Consider the following 23,726-nt stretch of genomic DNA (forward strand, 5'->3'; position numbering starts at 1 on the left):
GATGACTGCCCTGTCCCGATCCGTGGGGCCGGCCCCGGCGGCCGCTGCCCGCACGGGCGGCCCGGTACCCGCTGCCGAGGCCCGCGAGCAGGCGGCCCGCGCCGCCCTGGCCGAGCGCCGCGACGAGCGCCGCCGCCAGTGGCGCCGCCTGATGGCCAACCCCCTGACCCGTGCCGGCGTGCTGGTGCTGGCGCTGCTGCTGGCCGCGGCCGCCGCCGCGCCGCTGCTGGCCACCCACGATCCGCTGGCCCAGGACCTGTCGCGCGCGCTGCAGCCACCGGGCGCCGCCCACTGGTTCGGCACCGACGAGTTCGGCCGCGACCTCTACAGCCGCGTGCTGCACGGTGCGCGCATCACGCTCTACATCGTGGCCCTGGTCACGCTGATCGTCGGCCCGGTGGGGCTGGCGGTGGGCGTGGTCGCCGGCTGGTACGGCGGGCGCGTCGATGCGCTGCTGATGCGCGTGACCGACATCTTCCTGTCCTTTCCCAGCCTGGTGCTGGCGCTGGCCTTCGTCGCCGCCCTCGGCCCTGGCCTCGATCATGCGGTGATCGCCATCGCGCTGACGGCCTGGCCGCCGATCGCCCGCCTGGCCCGGGCCGAGACGCTGACGCTGCGCCGCGCCGACTTCATCGTCGCCGTGCGGCTGCAGGGTGCGGGGGCCGCGCGCATCCTGTGGCGCCACCTGGTGCCGCTGTGCCTGCCCTCGGTGGTGGTGCGCCTGACGATGAACATGGCCGGCATCATCCTGACGGCCGCCGGCCTGGGCTTCCTCGGCCTGGGCGCACAGGCGCCGACGCCGGAATGGGGCGCCATGGTCTCCGAAGGCCGGCGCACGATGATGGAAGCCTGGTGGACGGTGGCCGCGCCCGGCGGCGCCATCCTGCTGGTGAGCCTGGCCTTCAACCTGCTGGGTGACGGCCTCTATGACCTGATGGACGCGCGTGCCGCATGACCGCCCCGAACCTGTCCCCGGTGTCCGGCGCCATGCGCGCTGACGATCATCCTCAGGCGTCGTCCGCCGGCCTGCACGTGCGTGACCTGCACGTGCGCTTCCGCCAGGACGGCCGCGAGACCCATGCCGTGCGCGGCGTGTCCTTCGACCTGCGGCGCGGCAAGCTGGCCATCGTCGGCGAGAGCGGCTCGGGCAAGTCCACCATCGGCCGTGCGCTGCTGGGCCTGCTGCCGGCCAGTGCCCACGTCGAGGCGGCCGCCCTGTCGCTCGACGGCGAGGACCTGCGCGGCGCCGACGCGGCGCAGCTGCAGCGCCTGCGCGGGCGCCGCATCTCGATGATCATGCAGGACCCGAAGTACTCGCTGAACCCGGTGATGCGCGTCGGCGAGCAGATCGTCGAGGCCTGCCGCACCCACCACCGCATCGGCCGCGCCGAGGCGCAGGCCCGCATGCTGGCCATGCTGGATGCGGTGCACATCCGCGAGCCGCAGCGCGTGGCACGGCTGTACCCGCACGAGGTCTCGGGCGGCATGGGCCAGCGCGTGATGATCGCGATGATGCTGATCACCGAGCCCGAGCTGCTGATCGCCGACGAGCCGACCTCGGCGCTCGATGTCTCGGTGCGGGCCCAGGTGCTGGACGTGCTGCAGGAGCAGGTCGAGGCCCGCGGCCTGGGCCTGCTGTTCATCTCGCACGATCTGCCGCTGGTGCGCCGCTTCTGCGACCACGTGCTGGTGATGTATGCCGGCCGGGTGCTGGAGTCGCTGCCCGCTGCCGAGCTGGACGCCGCCCGCCATCCCTACACCCAGGGCCTGATGGCCGCACTGCCGCGCCTGGGCGAGCGCCGCGCCCGCCTGCCGGTGCTGCAGCGCGAGGCCGCCTGGCTGACGGCACCGACGGACGAGGCCATGTGGCCGCGACCCGCCGCAGCCGTGCCGGCCACCGCCGCCAGCCACCGCGCTCAACCGTCGATCTGAGGAGTCCGTCCATCATGGATCCCGTGTTTCCCCGTGCGCCGGCGTCCGCCGCCGAGGCGCCGATGATCGACATCGCCGGACTCGGCCTGGCCTTCGGCCGTGTCGACGTGCTGCAGGGCGTGGACCTGCAGGTGCGCCGCGGCGAGGCCTACGGCCTGCTCGGCGAATCCGGCTCCGGCAAGACGACGGTACTGCGCTGCCTGGCCGGCCAGTACGCGCACTGGCGCGGCCGCATCACGGTCGACGGCCAGCCGCTCGGCCACACGCTGACGCCGCAGCGCTGCCGCCTGATGCAGATGGTCTTCCAGGACCCCTACGGCAGCCTGCACCCGCGCCACAGCGTGGCCCAGGCCCTGGCCGAGCCACTGCACATCCACCGCCTGGGCGACGTGGACGACCGCATCGACACCGTGCTGGCCCAGGTCGGCCTGGGCCCGGCCTTCCGCGCGCGGCTGCCGCACCAGCTCTCGGGCGGCCAGCGCCAGCGCGTGGCCATCGCCCGCGCGCTGATCCTGGAGCCGCAGGTGCTGCTGCTGGACGAGCCGACCTCGGCGCTCGATGTCTCGGTCCAGGCCGAGATCCTCAACCTGCTGGCCGATCTGCGCGCCCAGCGCGGCCTGACCTGGGTGCTGGTCACGCACGACCTGGGCGTGCTGGTCCACCTGTGCGACCGCACCTCGGTGATGAGCGCCGGCCGCGTCGTCGAGACGCTGGACACCGCTGACCTGCGCGAAGGCCGGGTGCGGGCCGACGCCACGCGGCGGCTGTGGGAGGCCTGCCTGGCCTGAGCTGACGGGCCGTGGCCCGCGCTCAGCCCGCGTCCGCCCAGGCCTGGCGGTAGGCGGCGGCGCGCCGGGCCAGCTCGTCGAGCGCGATGCCCGGCGTATACAGCTGCGAGCCGAGGCCGGCACCGGCCGCACCGGCGGTGCGGTAGGGCGCCAGCAGCGCCGGCGTCACGCCGCCGACCGGCAGCATCGGCGTGCCCGGCGGCAGCACCGCGCGCAGCGCCTTGCACACGGCCGGGCTGGCCAGCTCGGCCGGAAACAGCTTGAGCGCCGGGGCCCCGGCGGCCAGCGCGCTGAAGGCCTCGGTCGGCGACAGCACGCCGGGCAGGGCGATGCGCCCGGCCTGCACCGCGCGCCGCACCAGCGCGGCATCGGTGTGCGGCATCACCACCAGTTCGGCGTCGAGGGCCAGCAGCGCGTCGAGCTGGGCCATCGTCGTCACGGTGCCGGCGCCCACCAGCACCTCGCGCGGCAGGGCCGCCCGCAGCGCGGCGATGCTGGCCAGCGGATCGGGCGAGTTCAGCGGCACCTCGATCAGCGTGAAGCCGGCATCGACCAGCGTGCGGCCGACGTCCAGCGCGTCGGCGGTCGGCAGGCCCCTCAGGATGGCCACCAGCGGGCAGCGGGCGAAGGCGGCCTGCCAGCGGGGCAGGGTGTCGGTCAGCGGGGGGGGCATCGGGGCTCCAGGGGCACGGCGGGCGGCGGTCGGAAAGGGCGCTGTTGGCGAGGTCGGCGAAGTGGGCGCAGCGGGCGGGGCCGGTCGCGGCCCGGGCGGCGTGCCGGTGTCGGTCAGCCGTCCAGCCAGCCGGCGCGCCGCGCGCAGTGCCACAGGCCGTGCGGCGCGGTGTTGCCCAGCTGCAGCGGGGCGGGCTGCTGCGGCGCCAGCTGCCGCAGCGCGTCGGCATAGCGGGCGCACAGCGCGGCCTCGCCGATCAGCACCAGCGGCGCCGGGTCGGCGGTCAGCGCCTGCAGGCCGCAGCGCAGCTCCTGGCCGATCAGCAGGCCCGAGAGATAACCGGGCAGTTCAGCCGACGGCAGCCGGCTGCTGAGGCCCAGCGTGCGGGCGCCGAACAGCGCATGGCCCAGATCACCGGGCTGCGCGCGGGCGGCCTGCGCCAGGCCGGCGCGCCAGCCGGCGCCGTGGGGATCGGCGGCATCGGCGGCGGCGTCCTCGGCCGGCATCAGCCGCGCCAGCAGCGACTGCCGGCGCAGCAGCGCATACAGCTCGCCCGTCATGTGGGTGCTGAAGTGCAGCACCCGGCCGTCGCGCACACGGGCCCACTTGGCATGGGTGCCGGGCAGCAGCAGCCAGCTGTCGGCCTCCAGCGCGGGCTGCAGCGCCAGCGCGCCGGCGATCTGCACCTCCTCGCCACGCATGACGTCGGGCAGCTCCGGGGCCGGCGGCAGCCAGCGCAGGCCGGGCAGCAGCGTCAGCCGGCCGCCGCGCACGCGGGCGCAGTCGACCTGCACGGCCAGCGCCGGATCGGCCAGCGTGGCGAGCGCGGCCGGGCAGTCGCGGTAGGGCGCCTCGCGCCAGCCGCCGACCGCGCCCACCATGCCGCCGGCGATCGCCGGCAGGCCGTCCAGCGGCCAGTCGGCGCACAGCGTCTGCAGCGCGGCCTCGAAGGCGGCCGCGCCCTGGCCGGCCAGCGCGCCCAGGCCCTGCGGGCTCTCGCGCGTGGCCAGGATGCGGCCGTCGGCGGCCATCAGGAAGGCGCGCAGGCGGGTCGTGCCCCAGTCCAGCGCCAGCAGGGCGGCGTCGTGCGGTATCGGGTCCGGGGTCGGGGCGCTGACGTCGATCCTGAGGCTCATCACGCATCTCCTGCATCGGTGGTCCGGGTGCCGTCCTGCCAGCCCAGCAGGCGCGAGATGGCACGGGCCCGGGCGCGCACCTGCGGCCCCAGGGCCTGCATGCGCACCGGGTCCATGCAGGGCACGGCGCTGGCCACGCTGATGGCGGCCACCACGCGGCCGCCCAGCTCCCGCACCGGAGCGGCCACGCAGCGGATGCCGCGTTCGTTCTCCTCCAGGTCCATCACCCAGTCCTGGTCGGCATAACGTTCCATCGTGGCGCACCAGTCCGCCCAGGCCGGCGGCGGCGGCTTGTCGGGCAGGGCGTCGTGGCGGCCGGCGGCGCGCTGGTACAGCGCTTCCCAGCGTTCGGGCGCCAGGCCCAGCATCAGCGCGCGGCCGATGCCGGTGGTCGCCAGCGGCATGCGCTGGCCGATGCGTGAGCGCATCTCCAGCCCCTGGCCGGCGCCCACCTTGTCGAGGTAGAGCACCTGGGCGTCGTCGATCACGCCCAGATGCACCGTGTCGCCGGTCTGGCGGGCCAGCGCCTGCAGCTCGGGCCGGGCCAGGGCCAGCAGCGGGCGCTGCTCCTGCGCGCGCTGGCCCAGCCACAGCAGGCGTGGGCCCAGCACATAGCCCTGGGCCGGCAGGTGGTGCAGATAGCGCTGCTGCACCAGGCTGGCCAGCAGGCGGTGGGTGGTGCTGCGCGCGGTGCCCAGGCGCTGGCTGATGCCGCGCAGATCGCCGATGCCCTGGGCCACGCATTCCAGCACCGCCAGGCCGCGCCACAGCGTCTGGGTGCCGGAGGCCGGCGGCACCGCCAGCACCGGGGGCGGCGCTGGGGCAGCGGGTGGGTCGACCGGAACGGCTGCGGGATCGGGCATGGCCGCCGATGCTAGGAGCGCCCGGAGCCCGCGGTCAAATTCCGGACCATCTGTCCATATATCGGGACTTGATCCCCGGGTTGGTCCGTCTGGTCCGGCGCTCCCGTCGTGGTGGACGGACGTGGCCACCACGGCCGCTCGGCCCAGGCGGATCTTCCTCCCGAAAGAATCCCACATGGCGGGCCGATTGACGGCATCGAAACACGGTTTCAGACTGTGCGGCCCGGCCGACCGATGCGGCCGTGAACTCCCTCGTGCAGTCCCGACATCCGGGATCTGACGGCGTCCACTGACCTGATCTCCGCGTGCCCATGACCGACCTCGCCCACCCCGTCAACGCCCACGCCCCTGCCACCGGCCCGCGGCCGGCCTTTCCCGACCTGCGTGGCCAGCGCGTGCTGATCACCGGCGCCACCGAGGGCATCGGCTGGGCGGCGGTGCAGGCCTTCGCCGCCCAGGGCGCGCGCGTGGTCTTCAACGGCCGCCGCACGCCCGAGGATCTGGCGCCGCGGCTGCAGGCCCTGCGTGCCGACGGCGGCGACGCCCACTTCATCGCCGCCGACATCCGCCACACCGCCGAGACCGAGCGCCTGGTGGCCGAGGCCGTGGCCTGGGCCGGCGGCCTGGACACGCTGGTGCACAACGCCGGTGGCCTGGTCGCGCGCCGGCCGCTGGCGCAGATCGACGACGCCTTCTTCGATGCGGTGACCGATCTCAACGCCCGCTCGGCCCTGCACGCCACCCGCTGCGCGCTGCCGCATCTGGCCGCCTCGGCCCGCGCACGCGGCTGCAGCAGTGCGGTGATCCTGGTCGGCTCGGTGGCCGGCCACACCGGCGGCGGTCCGGGCGCCGGCCTCTACGGCGCGGCCAAGGCCTGGCTGCACAACCTGGTCAAGCACTGCGTGGCCTTCCACACCGCCGACGGGCTGCGCTTCAACCTGGTCTCGCCCGGCACCTTCGACACCGCCTTCCATGCCGACAAGGATGCCGCCGCGCGCCAGCGGGTGTCGGCCGGCATCCCGCTGGGCCGCTTCGGCCAGCCCGCCGAATGCGCGCCGGCCTTCCTGTTCCTGGCCTCGCCGGCGGCCTCGGGCTACATCACCGGCCAGTGCATCGAGGTCAACGGCGGGCAGTTCATGCCCTGAGGCGCCGGATCGCGGTGCGGCCGGTGATGGTCGTGTTGGGGGTCGTGTGGCTTTGGGTGGCGCGGTGCGCCGCTCAGCCCCGGCCCTCGCCGCGCACGGCCTCGCGTTCGAAGACGTTGTCGCGGTACGGGTCGCCGCCGTGCAGCCCGGCCCACAGGCTGGCCAGTGGATAGGCGAGCAGGAACAGCGCGCCCCAGCGCTCGTACTGGCGCACGTGCACCTGCTCGTGCGCGCGCAGCCGCGCCAGCATCTCGTGGCTCTGGCCGACGATCACGTGGCCCAGCGTGATGGCGCCGAACGGGCAGGCCCGCGCCCAGCGCGGCACCTCGTGCTGCCGCGCCCGCAGGCCGATCTCCAGCGTGCCGTCGACACGCCGCGCCCGCGCCCCGGCCAGCGCCAGCAGCGCGCCGGCCGCCAGCCCGAGCGCGCTGCAGGGCAGGGCCCAGGCGCGCACGGCCCACGGTCCGGCGGCGTGAGCGGACAGCCTCCGCTGGGCGGGGCTCCGTCTGGCGGCATCACCTGCCTTCGCTTCCTTGCTGCTTATGCGCCGCCATGCGAAAGGAAGCGTTGCCGAAACGGTTCCATGTCGCTGCCTTCGGGGCATCAGGAAGCGTCCTCGTCGAAATAGTCGCTGTCCAGCCGCGGCAGCTTCAGCACCCGTGTCGAGATGCCGACCTCGTGCTCGATCATCAGGTCCGCCAGCCGGCGCCCATCGACCAGCACGATGCCGTCGACCGAGCGTGCGAAATCGATGGCCTGGGCTGTGTAGCCCGACGTGGTGATGAACACGCCTTTGCGTGCGCGCTGACCGGCCAGCGCGCCGTAGAACGCCTGGATATCGGGGCGCCCGACCGTGCCCTGCCAGCGCTTGGCCTGCACGTACACCTTTTCCAGGCCCAGCCGATCGAGCGCGATCACGCCATCGATGCCAGCGTCTCCGGAGCCCCCCACCCGTTGAAGATCGCCCCGGTTGGCACCGTAGCCCATGCGGTGCAGTACATCCAGCACGATGGACTCAAAGTACCCTGGCGAGACACCCGACAAGATCTCCAGCAAGTCGGCGACGACCTTCTGACGCAGCTCAGCCAAGGCCTGTTCCAGTCGATCGTCAGGGCTCAATGTGGTGATGCCTTCGCCCGTCAGCTCAGGTGCCTGTGTCGCGACGTGGCTGTCGACCGTCACGGGTGCACTGCTGAGCGGGACGTCGAGCTGAACGGATGCCAACTGCTCGATGTGCGCTTCCGTCAGCGGCGCCGGATGCCGGGCGAGATAGTCCTGGCCGGCTGCCGTGATCTGCCAGTGCCCGCGCCGGGGGCTGGCCGACAGTCCCGCGCGCTTGAGTCGGTCATGCGCCCAGCCTGCGCGGTTCTTGTAGATCGCCTGTGCACCGCTGGGCAACTGCTCCTGTCGCTGCTCCAGCGTCAAACCCAGGGCGTTCGCGGCCGCTTCATGGGCATTGCGGGCCGGCGCCCCGTCGGGGCAGGTCGCGAGAAAACGCAGCAGAGGCTCAATGAATCGATCGTAGGTCGGGACGCTCATCGTCTGGGGCGGGCAGCGGACGGGGTCGCGATCTTGCCATCCATCGGCGGCCCGCTGCGCCGCGCGCCGTGGAAGGTCTGGCCGTGGACCACGGGTGATCCCTGATCTTGGCAAGATGTGATTTGAGTTGTACGATGACGTACCTCAACGCCACCCCCCGGAGACGCTCCATGCATCCGCAAGAGATCAAGCAGGCCATGTCGCACGGTCTGCTGTCCTTCCCGCTGACCGACTTCAACGCCGACCTGTCGTTCAACGCCAAGGGCTATGCCGACCGCCTGGAGTGGCTGATGCCCTACGGCGCGACGGTGCTGTTCGCCGCCGGTGGCACGGGCGAGTTCTTCTCGCTGGAGCCGGGCGAGTTCGCCCAGGTGGTCAAGGTCGCGGTCGACACCTGCAAGGGCCGCGTGCCCATCATCGCCGGTGCCGGTGGCGGCACGCCGCTGGCCATCCAGTACGCCAAGGCCGCGCAGGCGCAGGGCGCCCAGGGCCTGCTGCTGCTGCCGCACTACCTGACCGAAGCCAGCCAGGAAGGCCTCTACCACCATGTCGTCGCCATCTGCAAGAGCGTGGACATCGGCGTGGTGCTCTACAACCGCGGCGGCGCCCGCTACGCGCCGGAGACGGTCGAGCGCATCGCCGAGGCCTGCCCGAACCTGATCGGCTACAAGGACGGCGTGGGCGACATCGAGCACTTCGTGCAGGTGCGCCGCCGTCTGGGCGACCGCGTCAGCTATCTGGGCGGCCTGCCGACCGCCGAGGTCTATGCCGCGCCCTACCACGCGATGGGCTGCCCGGTGTACTCGTCGGCCGTCTTCAACTTCATGCCCAAGACGGCGATGGACTTCTACAACGCGCTGGCCGCCGGTGACCGCGCGACCTGCGAGAAGCTGATCGACGACTTCTTCCTGCCCTACATCGCGCTGCGCAACAAGGGCCACGGCTATGCGGTCAGCATCGTCAAGGCCGGTGCGGATCTGGTCGGCCACGGTGCCGGCCCGGTGCGCCCGCCGCTGTCGGACCTGAAGCCGGCCGAGCGTGAAGAGCTGGCCGCGCTGATCGCCAAGCTGGGCCCGCAGTAAGGTCCGGCTCAGGCCGCGCCACCGTCCGGCCGCCGCAGCGGCAGCCAGACGGCGAAGCGGCTGCCGGCCCCGGGCGCGCTGCTGACCTGGATGCGCCCGCCCATGGCCTGCACCAGGCGCCGCGTGATGGCCAGGCCCAGGCCGGTGCCGGTCTGGCGCGTCATGCGTTCGCGCTCGCCCTGCTCGAAGGGCTCGAACAGGCGGTCGATCTGGTCGTGGGCGATGCCGATGCCGGTGTCGCGCACCTCCAGCCACAGGCCGTCGGTGGCGGCCGGGTCCGCCGCGGCGGCGGCCGCGCCCGCGCCCGATGGCGCCGTGCCATCGTCCCGTGCGGCGCCGAGCGCCGCGCGCAGCACCACCTCGCCCTGCGGCGTGAACTTGGCCGCGTTGGACATCAGGTTCAGCAGCACCTGTTCGAGCCGCAGCGGGTCGGTGCTCAGGGCCAGCGGCGTGTCCGGCGGCGTCTCCAGCCGCAGCTGCACGCCGGGTGCCAGCTGCGGCTGCACCGTGTCGCGCACCCGCTGCAGCAGGGGCATCAGGTCGACCGTCTGCGTCTGCAGCGACAGCTTGCCGGCCTCGATGCGTGAGAAGTCCAGCACGTCGTTGATCAGCTGCAGCAGCGTCTGGCCTGAATCGAGGATGCGCTGGAACAGCTGCTGCGCGCGCGGGCCGCAGGCCGGGTCCCGCCGCCCGACATGGGCGAAGCCCATCACGCCGTTCAGCGGCGTGCGCATCTCGTGGCTCATCACGGCCAGAAAGACCGACTTGGCGCGGCTGGCCCGTTCGGCCGACTGCCGTGCGGCCTCGGCCTCCTGACGCACCTGCTGCAGCCGGCGATGGGCCAGCACCAGCTCGACATGGGTGTGCTCGCGCCGCAACCAGGCCCGCCACAGCAGCTGGCCCATGCACAGCGCGGTGATGCCCAGCAGCGCCAGCAGCACCAGCCCGGGCAGCGCGTCGCGCGCGACCTGGTGGCGGAAGCGCTCGCGCGGCACGGCACTGGCCACCCACAGCGGATAACGCCCGACCTGACGCGTGGCCACATGGCGCGCCGGCGCGGCGTCCGTGTGCAGCAGCTGCAGCGTGCCGGCGCCACCGCGGGCCATCCAGGCCCGCAGGGCGGCGGCATCGATCCAGTCGGCCGGGGCCCGCATCGTGGCGGCCAGGCCGGTGTCGCTGCCCGCGCCGTCCACCGGGCTGGCCAGGTCGCCGGCCATGCCGCGGTGCGGTGGCGCGCTGCTGGTCGTGGCTGCGGTCGCGGTCGTGGTCGCCGTCGTGGGCATGACCGGCGGCGGGGCCGGCATCGCCCCCGGGGCCTGCAGCGGCTGCGGTCCGTCGTCGCTGCGCAGCGGGGTCGGGCGCTGCAGCAGCGGCCAGCCCTCGGCGTCGTAGACCAGCAGCTCGGCCTCGTGGCCGATCGAGGCCGACAGTGCGCTGGCCAGCGGCTCGACCGCGATGAACGCGTAGACCATGCCGGCGAAGCGGCCCTCCGCGTCGCGCAGCGCGCGCGCCAGCGGCAGCACCGTGCGGCCGCTGATGACCGAGCGCAGCGGCCGGCCGATCACCAGCGTGCTGCCGGGCTGGTCGCGCAGCTGGCGGAAATAGGGGCGGTCGTCCACGCGCAGGCCCTGCACCTGCTCGGCACCGGCGCCCCAGCGCACCAGGCCCGTCTCGTCGGTGGCCCGCAGCGCCTCCAGCCGCAGGCGGCCGCGCCAGCTGTCGAGCCATTCGACCCAGTCGGCGGCGCGGAAGCTGCCGTCGCGCCGGGCGCCCTGGAACTCGTCGCTGGCCGCCTGCAGCGCGACGTCGACGGCCAGCACCTGCGACAGCAGCGTGTTCTCCAGGCCCAGCGCGGCGCGCTGGGCGGCCTGCCGGCCCTCCTCGTCGGCCTGCTCCAGCCGCAGCCACAGGTGCAGCGCGACGAACAGGCAGACCAGGGCCAGGCCGGCGCCCACGCCCAGCACCAGCATGCGCAGCGCGTGGCGGGGCGGCACGGGAGGCTCGGGTGGCGGGGCGCAGGGCCCTGATCGGGGACGTGCCGGCCGGGGCGCGACGGGGGAATCGGCGTCCGGCCGGGTACTGCTGGGTGCGGACATGGGCCCACTGTGGCACGTTCGGCCGGTCTTGCGCGACGGGCGGCACGGGCCGGCGTGTCGGTGAATTCCCGCAGCGCGCCCGCCGGGTGCGGCGGACCGGTGCGGACATGGGCGCCGCCCGGCGGACCGGGCCCGCGGGCGGGCCTCAGCCGTCCGCGGCGCGGGCCGGATCCCCGGGCGCGGCTGGACCGGCCGGCCGCGGGGCGCCACGCCGGGCCGCCATCTCGTCGCCCATCGCCTGCAGCGCCGCTGCCGGCTGCTGCCGGAAGGCCTGCGCGGCGGCCGGCAGCAGCAGGCCGTCCTCCAGCGCCAGGTGGTCCTGGTGGCTGTCGATGAAGTGGCGGGCGGCCGCGCACAGGGCGGCCAGATCCGGGGGCGGGATGGCGTCGTGCGCGCCGTCCGGGTCGCCGTGCACGGGGTGTGCGCCGTGCGTGCCGTGCGCGCCTGCAGGCGAGGTCACGGCGCTGCCCGGGATGGGCCGGCCGTGCAGGGCCAGCAGCAGGGGGCCCAGCGTGTGCCACTGGCGGTCGAAGTCCCGGTGCTCGATCTGCAGCCGGCCGGCGGCCGCGGCCAGATCGGCCCGCCCGCTGCGGGCGGCCCAGGCGAAGACATGACGCTCCTCATCCTGGTGGTGCTGTGGCGCGGCGATCGTGAAATAGCGCCAGACATCATGGGCCGCATCACGGGCGGCCGCGTCGATGCCCTGCCGCTCCAGATGCGTGATCAGCCGCGCCAGCAGATCCAGGCTGCGGCGCACCCGTTCATGGCAGGCGTCGAGCATCTCGAACGGGCTCTCGAAGCCGACGGCGGGGGACGATCCGGGTTGCAGCAGCGGGCTCATGGCCCGGATTGTCAAAGCAGGGCCGACCTCGGGGGGGCGTCTGGCAGTGGGGGTTGATCCATCGCAAGCGGGCACTCCCGTGGCTGGCTGACATTTGGCCCACCCCTGGAGAACCCCGACAAGACGATGGATCCGATCACTGCCGTACCGCCCGTCCACGGGCTGCCGTCCGACCGGCCTGCCGCCCGTCGGACCGCCGGCGAGCGTGTGACCACCGTGTATGCCGGTCGTCTGCGCCAGTTGTCCGGCGCGACGACCGACGACGCCTCGCTGTGGCGCACCCTGTTCGGTGACGCGCTCGGCGGCGCCGAGGCGCTGGCCCTCGACGGGCTGGCCCGCGTGCGCGCCGTCGGCCCCGGCCAGACGCTGGCCGAGCGGCGCGAGCCGGCGCGTGCGCTGCTCGCCCTGCGCAGCGGTGAGGTCGCGCTCGGCCTGCGCACGGCCGATGGCGTCTTCCGCACCGAGCGCGTGGTGCGCGGCCCGGCCTGGATCGACCAGGCGTCGGCCTGGATCGGCGCCACCCACGCGATGGATGCGGTCGCCCAGTCGGCCGCCACCGTGGTCGAGCTGCCGGTCGATGCGCTGCGGGCGGCGCTGGAGGCGCTGCCGCAGCTGGCCACCGCCATCACCCAGGCGCTGGCCGGCGAGGTCCATCGCCTGGCCGACCAGACCCACGAGCTGATGCACAAGGATGCGCCGGCCCGTCTCGCGCAGTGGCTGCACCAGCGCTGCGAGCCGGTGAGCGGTCAGCCCTGCCAGGCGATGGTGCGGCTGCACGAGCGCAAGCGCGACGTGGCCTCGCAGCTGGCGATCACGCCGGAGACGCTGTCGCGGCTGATGCGCAGCTTCACCCGCCAGGGCGTGATCGAGGTCAGCGGCTACACGCTGCGCGTGCTCGACGTCGAGGCGCTGGGCCGGCTGGCGCTGGCCTGAGCGCGTCGCGGTCGTGATGGCGGCGGCGGCCGTCACCGTCACCGCGGCAGTGGCCGTGGCCGCGAGGAGGCGCCGGGTGGTATGCCGGGTGGTGCGCCGCCCCGGGCTTGGCGCCGCCGGCCGGGCGCTCAATCCGGCGCCAGCGCCAGCAGCTGGGCGGCGATGGCCACCGCGATGACGGCCGGCTCCTTGCCGTCGATGCCGGGCAGCCCGACCGGGCAGACCAGGGGGCGCGTGTCCAGGCCGCGGCCCTGCAGCCGGTGCTCGAAGCGGGCGCGCTTGCTGGCCGAGCCGATCAGGCCCAGCCAGCGCGCATCGCCGCGGCGCAGCACGGCCTCGACCAGGCGCTCGTCGAGCGCGTGGTCGTGCGTCATCACCAGATAGACGCAGCCCGGCGGGGCGGCGGCCACCTCGGCGACCGCGTCGTCGCTGGCCAGGGGCTGCAGGGCGCAGGGATCGTCCGGGCCAGCGGCCGACCGTGCCGCAGCCAGCGCCTGCAGCAGCGTGCCGGCCGGGCTCTCGTCGAAGGCGCCGGGGCGCTCGTCCACCCACTGCACGGCCAGCGGCAGGGCCTGCAGCAGCCGGACCAGCGCGGTGCCGACATGGCCGGCGCCGTGCAGCTGCAGCCGCAGGCGGGGCGCCTCGGTGGCTGGCCAGGCGGCCAGCGTGGCGGCGTCCAGGGGGCGCAGGCCCAGCGTCACGGCGCCGCCGCAGCACTGGCCCAGGCTGGGGCCGAGGGCCAGCGGCAGCCGCTGCCAGCCGTCGGCGTCGGTGCTGGTGCTGGTGCTGGTGCTGGTGGCTGAGGCTGAGGCTGAGGCTGCGGCTCCGGCTCCGGCTCCGGCTCCGGCTCCGGCCGGCCCGGGCCCCGGCATCGGGTCCTGGTCCTGGTCCGGGTCCGGGTCCGCACGCCGCGCCAGCAGGGCCCGCGCCGCGGCGGTCGCCCGCCATTCGAGGTGGCCGCCGCCGATGGTGCCGGCCAGCGCGTCGGCGGCCACCAGCATGCGCGTGCCGGCGCCGCGCGGCACCGAGCCGCGTGCCTGCAGCACCTGCACCAGCACCGCCGCGCGCCCGGCGGCCAGCCACTGCCGGGCCTGCGCGTGCAGCGGATCCTGCGGGGCCGGGAAGCCGGCGTCGGCGTCGGCGCCTGCAACGGGCACGTCGGTCGGCTCGGGGTGGTCCGTGCCGGGGGGGGCTGCGGGGTGTCCGGGGCGCATCAGTCGGGCATCGAGCGGGAATCCGGCCCGCCTCAGTGCAGCTTCAGCCGCCCCGAGACGCGGCGCTGCAGCAGGCGCGCCAGCGCCAGCAGCACGGTGTTGCCCAGGCCGACGATGGCGCGGTGGTGGTTGAGGTGCAGCGACATGTACATCCACTTCGCCACCAGGCCCTCGACGAAGAAGTTGCGCCCGGCCAGGCCGCCCATCAGGTTGCCGACGCCGCGGTTGTCCCCGAGCGAGACCAGCGAGCCGAAGTCGCGGTAGACGAAGTCGCCCTGCGGCTCGCGCTCGTGCATCAGCGCCAGCAGATGGCCGGCCAGCCAGCTGGCCTGCTGGTGGGCGGCCTGGGCGCGGGCGGGCACCAGCCGGGCGGGGGGTGCGCCGGCGGGTGGGGCCGGTGGTGTGGTCGGGGGTGTGGCCGCCGGTGAGCTGCCGGGCGGCAGAGCCGCTCGCGTGGCGGATGGGCTGTCGGATCGGCCGTCGGACCCGGTCCCGGCCGGCGCATCGCTGGGCCAGGCACAGGCCGCGCAGTCGCCGAGCGCATGGACGCCGTCGGCCGTGGTGCGCAGCCGGGCGTCGACGATGAACTGGTGGGCGCGGTTGGTCGCCAGGCCGAAGCGGGTGTTGGCCTCGGCGGCCTTGATGCCGGCGGCCCAGACGATGAGGTCGGCCGGCAGCTCGCCGGCGCTGGTCACCAGGCGGTCGGGCCGGATCTCCAGCACCTTGGTGCCGGTCATCACCTGGACCTGCTTGCGCTGCAGCGCGACGGTGGCCTGCTGCGAGATCTTCTCCGGCAGGCCGCCGAGGATGCGCGGCCCGGCCTCGACCACGCGGATGTCGAGCCGGAAGCGCTGCTCGCTGCCGAGGCCGGCCAGCAGTTCCTGGTGGGCCTCGATCAGCTCGGCCGCGAGCTCGACGCCGGTGGCGCCGGCGCCGACGATGGCCACGCCCAGGCGCTTGTCGGGTGCGAAGGCGGCGCGGGTGAAGGCGGCCAGCAGCTGGTGGTGGAAGCGCTCGGCATCCTGCGCCTGCTCCAGCACGTAGGCGTGTTCGGCGCCCGGCGTGCCGAAGAAGTTGGAGCCGCTGCCGATGGCCAGCACCAGCCAGCGGAAGCTCAGCGTGCGCTGCGGGATCAGCGTGCGGCCGTCGGCGTCGCGCACCTCGCGCAGCGTCAGCGTGCGGCCGGGGGCGTCGAGCGACTCGATGTCGCCGAGGGTGAAGCTGAAGTGGTTGCGGCGCGCCAGGATGGTGTAGCTCAGGCCCTCCTGATGGGCGTTGAGCGTGCCGGCGGCCACCTCGTGCAGCGTGGGCTTCCAGATGTGGAAGGCGCCGCGGTCGACCAGCAGCACACGCTCCGGGCCGCTGCGCCGGCCCAGGGCGCGGCCGAGGCGGGAGGCCAGGATGAGGCCGCCGGCGCCGCCGCCGACGATGACGAGATCAACGTGCATGGGTGTGTCCTTCCGTGCCGAGGCGGCACTGCGTGGCGTCCGTCCGGCCCCGGCGCTGCGGACCGGACGGGCGCGATGGCGCCCGTGGTCCCCCGGCGGGTCCGCGGCGCACCGGCATTGACGCATGGCCGCGGCGGCCTGCGCGCCCCCGGAGCATCACCGATCCCCGTGACGCAGCGGTGTGCCAACGCGGAGCGCCGCCAGCGCGTCCAGCACCGCCTCCGGCGTGGCCGGGGCGCGCAGCGGCGGCACCGCGCCCGGTCCAGCCGCCGCCGCGATCGCGTCGCGGATGGCGAAGAAGGCCGAGAAGCCCAGCAGCAGCGGCGGCTCGCCGACCGCCTTGCTGCGGTGGACGGTGTCGACGCCGCAGCGGCCGTCCCACAGCGCGACATGGAACTGCGGCGGGCAGTCGAGCGCGGTCGGGATCTTGTAGGTGCTGGGCGCGTGGGTCATCAGCCGGCCGGCGTGGCGCTGGCCGGCCGGGCTGCCGTCGTCGGGCTGCCACCACAGCTCCTCCATCGTCAGCCAGCCCATGCCCTGGATGTAGGCGCCCTCGACCTGGCCGATGTCGAGCGCCGGGTTCAGCGAGGCGCCGACGTCGTGCAGCAGGTCGGCGCGCAGCAGGCGGTGCTCGCCGGTCAGGGTGTCGACCAGCACCTCGCTGACGGCGGCGCCCCAGGCGTAGTAGTAGAAGGGGTGGCCGGTCAGCGTCGTGCGGTCCCAGTGCAGGCCGGGCGTGGCGTAGAAGCCGTCGCTCCACAGCTGCACCCGCTGCAGATACGCGGCGTTGACCAGATCGGCGAAGTCGCGCGCGTGGGTGCCGCAGGCGCTCGTCACCCGGCCGTCGGCGAAACGCACGGCCTCAGGGGCCACGCCCCAGCCGGCGGCGGCCACCGCGGCCAGCCGCCCGCGCAGCGTGAGCGCCGCCGCCTGGGCCGCCTTGCCGTTCAGGTCGGCGCCGGTGGAGGCGGCGGTGGCCGAGGTGTTGGCCACCTTCTGCGTGTCGGTGGCGGTGCAGCGCACCTGCTGCGGCGGCAGGCCGAGCGCCTCGGCCACCACCATCGCCACCTTGGTGTTCAGGCCCTGGCCCATCTCGGTGCCGCCGTGGTTCACCAGCACCGAGCCGTCGGTGTAGATGTGGACCTGGGCGCCGGCCTGGTTCAGGTGGGCGACGTTGAACGAGATGCCGAACTTCACCGGCGTCAGCGCCAGGCCGCGCTTGAGCACCGGGCTGCCGGCGTTGAAGGCGTCGATCTCGGCGCGCCGCGCGCGGTAGGCGCTGCGCGCCTCCAGGTCGCTGACCAGCGCGTCGATGATGTTGTCCTCGACCCGCTGGCCGTAGGGCGTCACGCAGCGCTCGCGGCCCTGGGCATCGACCTCGCCGGGCTGGCCGTAGAAGTTGGCGCGTCGCACGTCCAGCGGATCGCGGCCCAGGCGCCGGGCGATGCCGTCGAGCAGGTATTCGATGGCGAGCGCGCCCTGCGGCCCACCGAAGCCGCGGAAGGCGGTGTTGCTCTGCGTGTGGGTGCGCGCCATGTGGCCGGCCATGGCCACGTCGCCCAGCCAGTAGGCGTTGTCGAAGTGGCACAGCGCGCGCGAGACCACGGCCGCCGACAGGTCGGCGCTGTGGCCGGCGTTGGCGATCATCTCGACGCTGACGCCCTGCAGCCGGCCCTCGTCGTCGAAGCCGGCGTCGACGTCGAACTCGAAGCCGTGGCGGCGGCCGGTGATGGCGAAGTCGTCGTCGCGGTCGGGCCGCAGCTTGACCGGGCACTGCAGATCGGCCGCGGCGAGTGCGGCCAGGCCGGCGAACAGTGCGCTCTGGCTCTCCTTGCCGCCGAAGCCGCCGCCCATGCGCCGGCACTGCACCTGCACGCGGTGCGCGGCCAGGCCCAGCACATGGGCGACCACGTGCTGCATCTCGCTCGGGTGCTGGGTGCTGCAGTGCACCAGCATGCCGCCGTCCTCCTGCGGCAGCGCGTAGCTGATCTGGCCCTCCAGGTAGAACTGCTCCTGGCCGCCGAGCGAGAAGGTGCCCTGCAGCCGCTGCGGCGCGGCGGCGCGCGCGGCCGCCGCATCCCCGCGCGCCAGGCGCAGCGAGGGCAGCACATGGACGCCCGCGGCATGCGCGCTGCGGGCGTCGAGCAGCGGCGCGCCGACGCGCTCGACCCGCAGTGCGGCCGCGCCGGCCTGGGCGCAGGCGGCGCGCGCCTGGTCGCGCGTGCGGGCGACGACGAGGGCCACCGGCTGGCCGACGTGGCGCAGCGCGCCGTCGGCCAGCAGCGGGTCGTCGTGCACCACCGGGCCGCAGTCGTTGGTGCCGGGGATGTCGGCCGCCACGTAGACGGCGACCACGCCGGGCCGCGCCAGCAGCGCGGCCTTGTCCACGCCCAGCAGCCGGCCGTGGGCGATCGGGCTCAGCAGCAGCGCGCCGTGCAGCGTGCCGGCCAGCTCGGGCAGGTCGTCGATGTAGGGCGCGCGGCCGGCGACGTGCAGCGCCGCGGATTCGTGCGGGAGGGGGCGGCCGATGACGGAGGTGGCGGCCGTGGCGGTGGTCGCCGTGGCGGTCATGGCGGTGGGTGCGGCCGGCGCGTCGGGTGCGTCCGCCGTGGTGCGATTGGCCAGGGCCTGGGCCTGGGCCTGGTCCGACGGGGCCGTGGATGCGGCGGCGGGCGTGCCGGGCGGGTGCTCGGTGAGGGCGCTGGCGCTGCCCGGATCGGCGTCTCGGGGCCCGTCCAGCGGCCAGGCCCAGACGGTGGTGCCGGCGGCCGGCAGCGGGTCGACGGCGCGGGTCTCCAGCCACAGCCGGCGCAGCAGCGCGCGGGAGCCCTGCAGGCGGTAGGCGTCGGTGGCGCGCAGGTCGGACAGCGGCTGGAAGTCCTCGGCCAGCGCGGCCTGGGCGGCGGCCAGCGCGGCCTCGTCCCAGATCCGGCCGAGCAGCGCGGCCTCGGTCCGCGCGGCACGGCGCACGGTGGCGGCCAGGCCGCCCCAGGCCAGCCGGGCCTCGACCACGCGGTGGTCGGTATCGAGCGCCAGCCACAGGCCGCAGGCCACGGCCGAGATGTCGCTGTCGTGGCGCTTGGCCAGCTTCCAGGCGCGCAGGTGGGGGCGTGTGGCCAGCGGGGGGCGGGGGGTGGTCGCCGTGGCTGTGGCTGCGGCCGTTGTCGTCGCCGTCGCCGTGGCCGTGGCCGTCGCTGTGGTCGTGGTCGTGGTCGTGGTCGTGGCCGCACCGGGCAGCGGCAGCTCGATGGCGGCGATGAACTCGCCCTCGGCCAGCGCGTTGCGTTGGTAGCCGAGGTAGAAGTCGGCCAGGGCCAGGCGGCGCTCGGCCGCGCCGTGGCGCAGCCGCAGCGTCGCGTCGAGGGCCATCAGCACCGGCGCGCCGTCGCCGATCGGCGAGCCGTTGGCCAGGTTGCCGGCCAGCGTGCCGGCCTCGCGGATCGGCCGCGAGGCGAAGCGCTCGCCCATGTCGCGCAGCGTCGGCCAGTGCGCGGCCAGCGCCTGCCAGGCCTCGTGCAGGCGCACGCCGGCGCCGATGACCAGGCGGGCCGGCGCGTTGTCGCAGGTTGCCGTTGCCGTTGCCGCTGCCGCGGTCGTGGTCGTGGTCGTGGTCGTTCCGGTCGTGCCTGTCGCACCCGCCGTGCTCGTCGAGCCTGTCGTTTCTGGCGTAGCGGTTGCACCCGCCGTGCCGGTCGTCCGGGTCGCCCCGTCGGTCCGGGCCGCTGCCGGCTCGACCGCGACGCGCTGCAGATCGGCCACCTCGGTGGTGCTGATCAGCGGCCCGCCCAGCGGCCGGTGCAGCTTGTTGACCCACAGCACGAGGTCGGTGCCGCCGCCGATCAGCCGCGCCTGCGGCGCCTGCGCGCGCCAGGCGCCGAGCGTGGCCGCGTCGCGCGGCGCCAGCCAGGTGTCGGCTGCGTCGCCGGCCGGGCCGACGTAGTGCAGCGGCGCGTCGTCGCGCAGTGCGGCCAGCGCACTGCGGCGGGCCGGCGTGTCCAGCGCCTGCGCCGGCCAGTCGGCCATGCGCTGCCCGGCCTCCAGGATCGGCCGGTAGCCGGTGCAGCGGCACAGATTGCCCGACAGGACCTCGCGCAGCGCGGCCAGCGGGCCGTCCGTCGGGCGGGTGAGGGGGGCACCCGCCGAGGCCGTCACCGCCGACGCGGCCGGAGCCGGGGGTGCTGCGAGGGCCGCCGCAGCCGCCGCCTCGCCCTGGCCGCCTGCACCCGGCCCGCAGGCCGTGGCGCAGCCACCTGCCGCGCAGCCGCCACGCTCGCGCGCATCGTGCGCGGCCAGCGACATCACGAAGCCCGGCGTGCAGAAGCCGCACTGCGCGCCGTGGCAGGCCACCAGTGCCTGCTGGGCCGGGTGGCTGCCGCCCAGGTCCTCGACCGTCAGCAGGATCTTGCCGTCGAGCGCCGGCAGCAGCATCAGGCAGGCGTTGACCGCGCGCCAGCGCAGCGGGGTCGTGGCCTGCGGGTCGGCCGGGTCTGGGCCGGGTACCGCGGCCCCCAGGGCGCCGGCATCCGCACCGCCGCCCGCCGCCGCATCCGGCGCCCGCTCGCCGACCAGCACCGTGCAGGCGCCGCAATCGCCCTCGTTGCAGCCTTCCTTGGTGCCGGTGGCGCGCCGGTGCTCGCGCAGCCAGGCCAGCACGGTGGTGGTCGGCGGCAGGCCCTGCACCGTCTGCACGCGGTCACGGAAGACGAAGCGCAGCGGGCGCGGGGCGGGCCAGCTCGGGTCGGCGGGCAGCGGCGGGCGGGCGGAGGGCAGGGCGGCGTCGGTCATGCGGTCGGGGCGTGGCGGTCCGGGGGCGGTGGTCCGGGCGGGGCGTCGGTCACGGGCGGGTGGGGACGCTGCGGTCCCAGCACAGTCTAGGCCTGCGCCCTGCACGGCCCGCGCCGGCCTGCGGCACCACCCTGGTGCGTGTGGTGGTGGCTGGCGATCCGGTCGGATGCGGACGATGCGGCCGGCCGTCGGCGCACCGTGGCGGTGCGATCATCGTGCCTGTCGCCGGCCGGCGGGCGTGTCCCGGGCCGGGCCCGTCCCTTGCAACCGTCCGTCCCATGACCCCCCAGGCCATCTGCGCCGACCTGCTGGACTTCACCGCCGATCCCGGCCTGGCCGACCGCGACAGCGCCGCCGTGCGCCTGCGTCCGGCGCACTGGCTGCTGATCGGGGCCGACGGCCGCATCGTCGACATCACGCCGCACGCGCCCGGCGACGACTGGCACAAGCACGATCACCGCGGCCGCCTGCTGATGCCCGGCTTCATCGACAGCCACGTGCACTGCCCGCAGGTCGACGTGATCGCCAGCTGGGGCACCGAGCTGCTGGACTGGCTGACCACCTACACCTTCCCGGCCGAGGCCGCCCATGCCGACCCGGTGCTGGCCCGCGCCGCGGCCGCGCTGTTCGTCGATGCGCTGCTGGCCCACGGCAGCACCAGCGCCGTGGTGATGCCCACCGTGCATGCCGTCAGCGCCGACGCGCTGCTGGACGCGGCCCAGGCCCGCGGCATGCGGCTGATCGCCGGCAAGGTGCTGATGGACCGCCACGCGCCCGACGCGCTGCGCGACGATGTCGAGCAGGCCGAGCGCGACTGCGAGCGGCTGATCGCCCGCCACCACGGCCAGGGCCGGCTGAGCTATGCGGTGACGCCGCGCTTCGCCGCCACCAGCACGCCCGCGCAGCTGGCGATGGCCGGCCGGCTGCTGGCGCGCCACCCCGGCCTCTACATGCACACCCACGTCGCCGAGAACCGCGACGAGGTGGCCTGGACGGCGCAGCTGTTCCCGCAGTCGCGCAGTTATCTGTCGATCTACGAGGACTTCGGCCTGCTCGGCGAGCGCTCGGTGCTGGCCCACGGCATCTGGCTCGACGACGCGGACCGGCGGCTGATGGTCGCGCGCGGCGCGCAGATCGCGCACTGCCCCTCGTCCAACCTGTTTCTCGGCAGCGGCCTGTTCGGCTGGGGCCAGGCGCAGGCCGAGGGCATGGCGGTGACGGTGGGCTCGGACGTCGGCGGCGGCACCTCGCTGTCGATGTTGCGCACGCTGGCCGACGGCTACAAGGTGCAGGCGCTGGCCGGCCAGCGCATCACCGCCTGGGCGCTGCTGCATGCGGCCACCGCCGGGGCGGCCCGCCATCTGCGGCTGGACGCCGAGATCGGCCGTCTGGAGCCGGGCCTGGTGGCCGACGTCTGCCTGTGGGACTGGGCCAGCGGCCCGGTGGCCGCCCGGCGCGACGCGATGGCGCTGCAGCGTCTGGGCGGGGCGCCGTCGGCGACCCACGTGCCCGATGCGGCGGCGCTGCATGAACGGGTGTTCGCCTGGCTCACGCTGGGCGATGAACGCAATCTGGTGCAGACCTGGGTCGCCGGGCGCTGCCGTTACATTCGCACCGCATGAGCGAGGATCTCCGACACCCACCGGCCGGCGCGGCCGCCCCGCGCCTGCAGCTGCGCGGCATCACCAAGCGCTACCCGTCGGTGGTGGCCAACGACGGCATCGACCTGACGGTGATGCCCGGCCAGATCCACGCCGTGCTGGGCGAGAACGGCGCCGGCAAGTCCACGCTGATGAAGATCATCTACGGCGCGGTGCGGCCCGATGCCGGCACGCTGTCGTGGAACGGCCGCGTAGTCAACGTGGCCGATCCGCAGCAGGCGCGTGCGCTCGGCATCGCGATGGTGTTCCAGCACTTCTCGCTGTTCGACACGCTGACGGTGGCCGAGAACGTCTGGCTGGGCCTGGACAAGGCGCAGCCGCTGGCCGAGGTGGCGCGGCGCATCGGCGAGGTCTCGGCCAGCTACGGCCTGGAGATCGAGGCCCGGCGCCCGGTCCACACGCTGAGCGTCGGCGAGCGCCAGCGCGTCGAGATCGTGCGCGCGCTGCTGGCCCGGCCGCAGCTGCTGATCCTCGACGAACCGACCTCGGTGCTGACGCCGCAGGCCGTCGACAAGCTCTTCGTCACGCTGCGCCAGCTGGCGGCCGAGGGCTGCGCCATCCTCTACATCAGCCACAAGCTCGACGAGATCCGCGCGCTGTGCCACCACTGCACGGTGATGCGCGGCGGCAAGGTCACCGGTGAGGTCGAGCCCGCGCGCGAGTCCAATGCCAGCCTGTCGCGCCTGATGATCGGCGCCGAGCCGCCGGCCCTGCCGCCGCGGCGCGGCCAGGCCGGGGCCGAGCGGCTGCAGGTGCGCGGCCTGAGCCTGACCCAGACCGATCCCTTCGGCACCACGCTGAAGGACATCGGCTTCAGCCTGCGGGCCGGCGAGATCCTGGGCGTGGCCGGCGTCTCCGGCAACGGCCAGCAGGAGCTGCTGGCCGCGCTCAGCGGCGAGGACGTGCGCAGCCCCGCCGGCGCGCTGACGCTGCAGGCCGCGGGCCGCCGCCACGACATCAGCGGCCGTGGCCCGCGCGCGCGCCGGGCGCTGGGCCTGCACGTGGTGCCCGAGGAGCGCCTGGGCCGTGGCGCCGTGCCCACGCTGAGCCTGGCGCAGAACACGCTGCTGACGCGCACCGACACGCTCGGCGCCGGTGGCTGGGTGCGGCCGGCGAGGCTGCAGGCGCTGGCCGCGGCGCTGATCCAGCGCTTCGGCGTCAAGGCCGGCGGGCCCGGGGCGGCCGCGCGCAGCCTGTCGGGCGGCAATCTGCAGAAGTTCATCGTCGGCCGCGAGATCGACGCCAAGCCGCAGGTGCTGGTCGTCGCCCAGCCGACCTGGGGCGTGGACGTCGGCGCGGCGGCGCAGATCCGCGCCGAGCTGCTGGCGCTGCGCGACGCCGGCTGCGCGATCCTGGTCATCAGCGAGGAGCTCGACGAGCTGTTCCAGCTGGCCGACCGGCTGGTGGTGATCGCCCAGGGCCGGCTGTCGCCGCCGGTGCCGGTGGCCGAGGCCACGGTCGAGCAGATCGGCGCGTGGATGTCGGGCCTGTGGCCGGCGGCCTGGCCGGCGACCCCGGCGGCGATCTCGCCGCTCGGCGCACCGGCATCGCCGCCGGTGGCCGCTGCACCGCCTGCCCGATGAACCCGCC

The 23,726-nt window shown here is 75.0% G+C and carries 18 protein-coding genes and 1 pseudogene; 8 read left to right on the top strand and 11 right to left on the bottom strand.

Annotated elements, in window-relative coordinates; genetic code table 11:
• Position 1: 1 nt before the first annotated feature.
• The 3 genes from AACH11_RS17085 (at position 2) to AACH11_RS17095 (ending at position 2,720) form a co-directional block, all read left to right on the top strand.
• Positions 2-955, top strand: coding sequence for an ABC transporter permease (locus AACH11_RS17085; protein ID WP_341375466.1), 954 nt, complete (start codon positions 2-4; stop codon positions 953-955).
• Between the two features lie 32 nt (positions 956-987).
• Positions 988-1,932, top strand: a complete 945-nt coding sequence (locus AACH11_RS17090) for an ABC transporter ATP-binding protein (protein WP_341375467.1) — start codon at positions 988-990, stop codon at positions 1,930-1,932.
• 62 nt (positions 1,933-1,994) lie between these two features.
• The gene (locus tag AACH11_RS17095; protein ID WP_423228771.1) at positions 1,995-2,720 is read left to right on the top strand and encodes an ABC transporter ATP-binding protein; all 726 of its coding nucleotides are present in this window, start codon (positions 1,995-1,997) and stop codon (positions 2,718-2,720) included.
• 22 nt (positions 2,721-2,742) lie between these two features.
• Here the strand turns inward: AACH11_RS17095 and AACH11_RS17100 are convergent, their stop codons facing one another.
• The 3 genes from AACH11_RS17100 to AACH11_RS17110 form a co-directional block, all read right to left on the bottom strand.
• Positions 2,743-3,393 carry a 2-dehydro-3-deoxy-6-phosphogalactonate aldolase gene (locus tag AACH11_RS17100; protein WP_341375469.1) on the bottom strand — a complete coding sequence of 217 codons (651 nt, stop codon included), beginning with the start codon at positions 3,391-3,393 and terminating at the stop codon, positions 2,743-2,745.
• 113 nt (positions 3,394-3,506) lie between these two features.
• Complete coding sequence (locus AACH11_RS17105) at positions 3,507-4,529, bottom strand: 2-dehydro-3-deoxygalactonokinase (protein ID WP_341375470.1); 1,023 nt, start codon at positions 4,527-4,529, stop codon at positions 3,507-3,509.
• Entirely contained in the window at positions 4,529-5,392 is an 864-nt protein-coding gene (locus AACH11_RS17110) for an IclR family transcriptional regulator (protein ID WP_341375471.1), read from the bottom strand. The genes AACH11_RS17105 and AACH11_RS17110 overlap by 1 nt, the downstream gene beginning before the upstream one ends.
• A gap of 311 nt (positions 5,393-5,703) precedes the next feature.
• Here AACH11_RS17110 and AACH11_RS17115 point away from each other — a divergent pair, with 311 nt between their 5' ends.
• Positions 5,704-6,537 (top strand): SDR family NAD(P)-dependent oxidoreductase, encoded by an 834-nt coding sequence (locus AACH11_RS17115; RefSeq protein ID WP_341375472.1) that lies wholly within the window; start codon positions 5,704-5,706, stop codon positions 6,535-6,537.
• A gap of 73 nt (positions 6,538-6,610) precedes the next feature.
• On the opposite strand, the gene AACH11_RS17120 is transcribed toward AACH11_RS17115, so the two are convergent.
• Positions 6,611-6,991, bottom strand: coding sequence for a signal peptide prediction (locus tag AACH11_RS17120; protein ID WP_341375473.1), 381 nt, complete (start codon positions 6,989-6,991; stop codon positions 6,611-6,613).
• A 149-nt stretch (positions 6,992-7,140) separates the two neighbouring features.
• Entirely contained in the window at positions 7,141-8,076 is a 936-nt protein-coding gene (locus tag AACH11_RS17125) for a restriction endonuclease (protein WP_341375474.1), read from the bottom strand.
• A 170-nt stretch (positions 8,077-8,246) separates the two neighbouring features.
• Here AACH11_RS17125 and kdgD point away from each other — a divergent pair, with 170 nt between their 5' ends.
• Complete coding sequence (gene kdgD, locus AACH11_RS17130; RefSeq protein ID WP_341375475.1) at positions 8,247-9,158, top strand: 5-dehydro-4-deoxyglucarate dehydratase; 912 nt, start codon at positions 8,247-8,249, stop codon at positions 9,156-9,158.
• Between the two features lie 8 nt (positions 9,159-9,166).
• Here the strand turns inward: kdgD and AACH11_RS17135 are convergent, their stop codons facing one another.
• Positions 9,167-11,152 (bottom strand): sensor histidine kinase, encoded by a 1,986-nt coding sequence (locus AACH11_RS17135; protein WP_341375476.1) that lies wholly within the window; start codon positions 11,150-11,152, stop codon positions 9,167-9,169.
• 247 nt (positions 11,153-11,399) lie between these two features.
• Positions 11,400-12,095: a hemerythrin domain-containing protein gene (locus tag AACH11_RS17140; RefSeq protein ID WP_341375477.1), complete on the bottom strand. Its 696-nt coding sequence runs from the start codon at positions 12,093-12,095 to the stop codon at positions 11,400-11,402.
• A gap of 126 nt (positions 12,096-12,221) precedes the next feature.
• Between AACH11_RS17140 and AACH11_RS17145 the strand changes: the two genes are divergently transcribed.
• Positions 12,222-13,028: a Crp/Fnr family transcriptional regulator gene (locus AACH11_RS17145; protein WP_341375478.1), complete on the top strand. Its 807-nt coding sequence runs from the start codon at positions 12,222-12,224 to the stop codon at positions 13,026-13,028.
• Positions 13,029-13,156: 128 nt separating this feature from the next.
• Here the strand turns inward: AACH11_RS17145 and xdhC are convergent, their stop codons facing one another.
• From xdhC to AACH11_RS17165, 4 genes and pseudogenes are all read right to left on the bottom strand, one after another.
• Positions 13,157-14,185, bottom strand: a complete 1,029-nt coding sequence (xdhC, locus tag AACH11_RS17150; RefSeq protein WP_341375479.1) for a xanthine dehydrogenase accessory protein XdhC — start codon at positions 14,183-14,185, stop codon at positions 13,157-13,159.
• Positions 14,186-14,274: 89 nt separating this feature from the next.
• Entirely contained in the window at positions 14,275-15,690 is a 1,416-nt protein-coding gene (locus AACH11_RS17155; RefSeq protein WP_341375480.1) for an NAD(P)/FAD-dependent oxidoreductase, read from the bottom strand.
• A 156-nt stretch (positions 15,691-15,846) separates the two neighbouring features.
• On the bottom strand, positions 15,847-18,261 hold the full coding sequence (gene xdhB / locus AACH11_RS17160) for a xanthine dehydrogenase molybdopterin binding subunit (RefSeq protein WP_341375573.1): 2,415 nt from the start codon (positions 18,259-18,261) through the stop codon (positions 15,847-15,849).
• Positions 18,262-18,495: 234 nt separating this feature from the next.
• Positions 18,496-20,475, bottom strand: a pseudogene (locus AACH11_RS17165) (xanthine dehydrogenase small subunit); the annotation flags it as partial.
• Positions 20,476-20,753: 278 nt separating this feature from the next.
• Between AACH11_RS17165 and guaD the strand changes: the two are divergent.
• Positions 20,754-22,097, top strand: coding sequence for a guanine deaminase (gene guaD, locus AACH11_RS17170; RefSeq protein ID WP_341375481.1), 1,344 nt, complete (start codon positions 20,754-20,756; stop codon positions 22,095-22,097).
• A complete protein-coding gene (locus AACH11_RS17175) occupies positions 22,094-23,719 on the top strand; it encodes an ABC transporter ATP-binding protein (RefSeq protein ID WP_341375482.1) in 1,626 nt (541 codons plus the stop codon). Before guaD ends, AACH11_RS17175 begins: the two co-directional genes overlap by 4 nt.
• Positions 23,720-23,726: the final 7 nt, after the last annotated feature.

This window comes from Pseudaquabacterium rugosum, from assembly GCF_038066575.1.
In the GTDB taxonomy this organism is placed as follows: domain Bacteria; phylum Pseudomonadota; class Gammaproteobacteria; order Burkholderiales; family Burkholderiaceae_C; genus Pseudaquabacterium; species Pseudaquabacterium rugosum.

Coding starts and splice junctions, on each gene's coding strand:
- AACH11_RS17145 (WP_341375478.1), top strand. CDS start 12,222: ATGGATCCGATCACTGCCGTACCGCCCGTCCACGGGCTGCCGTCCGAC.
- kdgD (WP_341375475.1), top strand. CDS start 8,247: ATGCATCCGCAAGAGATCAAGCAGGCCATGTCGCACGGTCTGCTGTCC.
- AACH11_RS17100 (WP_341375469.1), bottom strand. CDS start 3,393: ATGCCCCCCCCGCTGACCGACACCCTGCCCCGCTGGCAGGCCGCCTTC.
- AACH11_RS17110 (WP_341375471.1), bottom strand. CDS start 5,392: ATGCCCGATCCCGCAGCCGTTCCGGTCGACCCACCCGCTGCCCCAGCG.
- AACH11_RS17085 (WP_341375466.1), top strand. CDS start 2: ATGACTGCCCTGTCCCGATCCGTGGGGCCGGCCCCGGCGGCCGCTGCC.
- AACH11_RS17155 (WP_341375480.1), bottom strand. CDS start 15,690: ATGCACGTTGATCTCGTCATCGTCGGCGGCGGCGCCGGCGGCCTCATC.
- AACH11_RS17175 (WP_341375482.1), top strand. CDS start 22,094: ATGAGCGAGGATCTCCGACACCCACCGGCCGGCGCGGCCGCCCCGCGC.
- AACH11_RS17125 (WP_341375474.1), bottom strand. CDS start 8,076: ATGAGCGTCCCGACCTACGATCGATTCATTGAGCCTCTGCTGCGTTTT.
- AACH11_RS17095 (WP_423228771.1), top strand. CDS start 1,995: ATGATCGACATCGCCGGACTCGGCCTGGCCTTCGGCCGTGTCGACGTG.
- AACH11_RS17090 (WP_341375467.1), top strand. CDS start 988: ATGCGCGCTGACGATCATCCTCAGGCGTCGTCCGCCGGCCTGCACGTG.
- AACH11_RS17115 (WP_341375472.1), top strand. CDS start 5,704: ATGACCGACCTCGCCCACCCCGTCAACGCCCACGCCCCTGCCACCGGC.
- AACH11_RS17105 (WP_341375470.1), bottom strand. CDS start 4,529: ATGAGCCTCAGGATCGACGTCAGCGCCCCGACCCCGGACCCGATACCG.
- xdhB (WP_341375573.1), bottom strand. CDS start 18,261: ATGACCGCCACGGCGACCACCGCCACGGCCGCCACCTCCGTCATCGGC.
- AACH11_RS17140 (WP_341375477.1), bottom strand. CDS start 12,095: ATGAGCCCGCTGCTGCAACCCGGATCGTCCCCCGCCGTCGGCTTCGAG.
- guaD (WP_341375481.1), top strand. CDS start 20,754: ATGACCCCCCAGGCCATCTGCGCCGACCTGCTGGACTTCACCGCCGAT.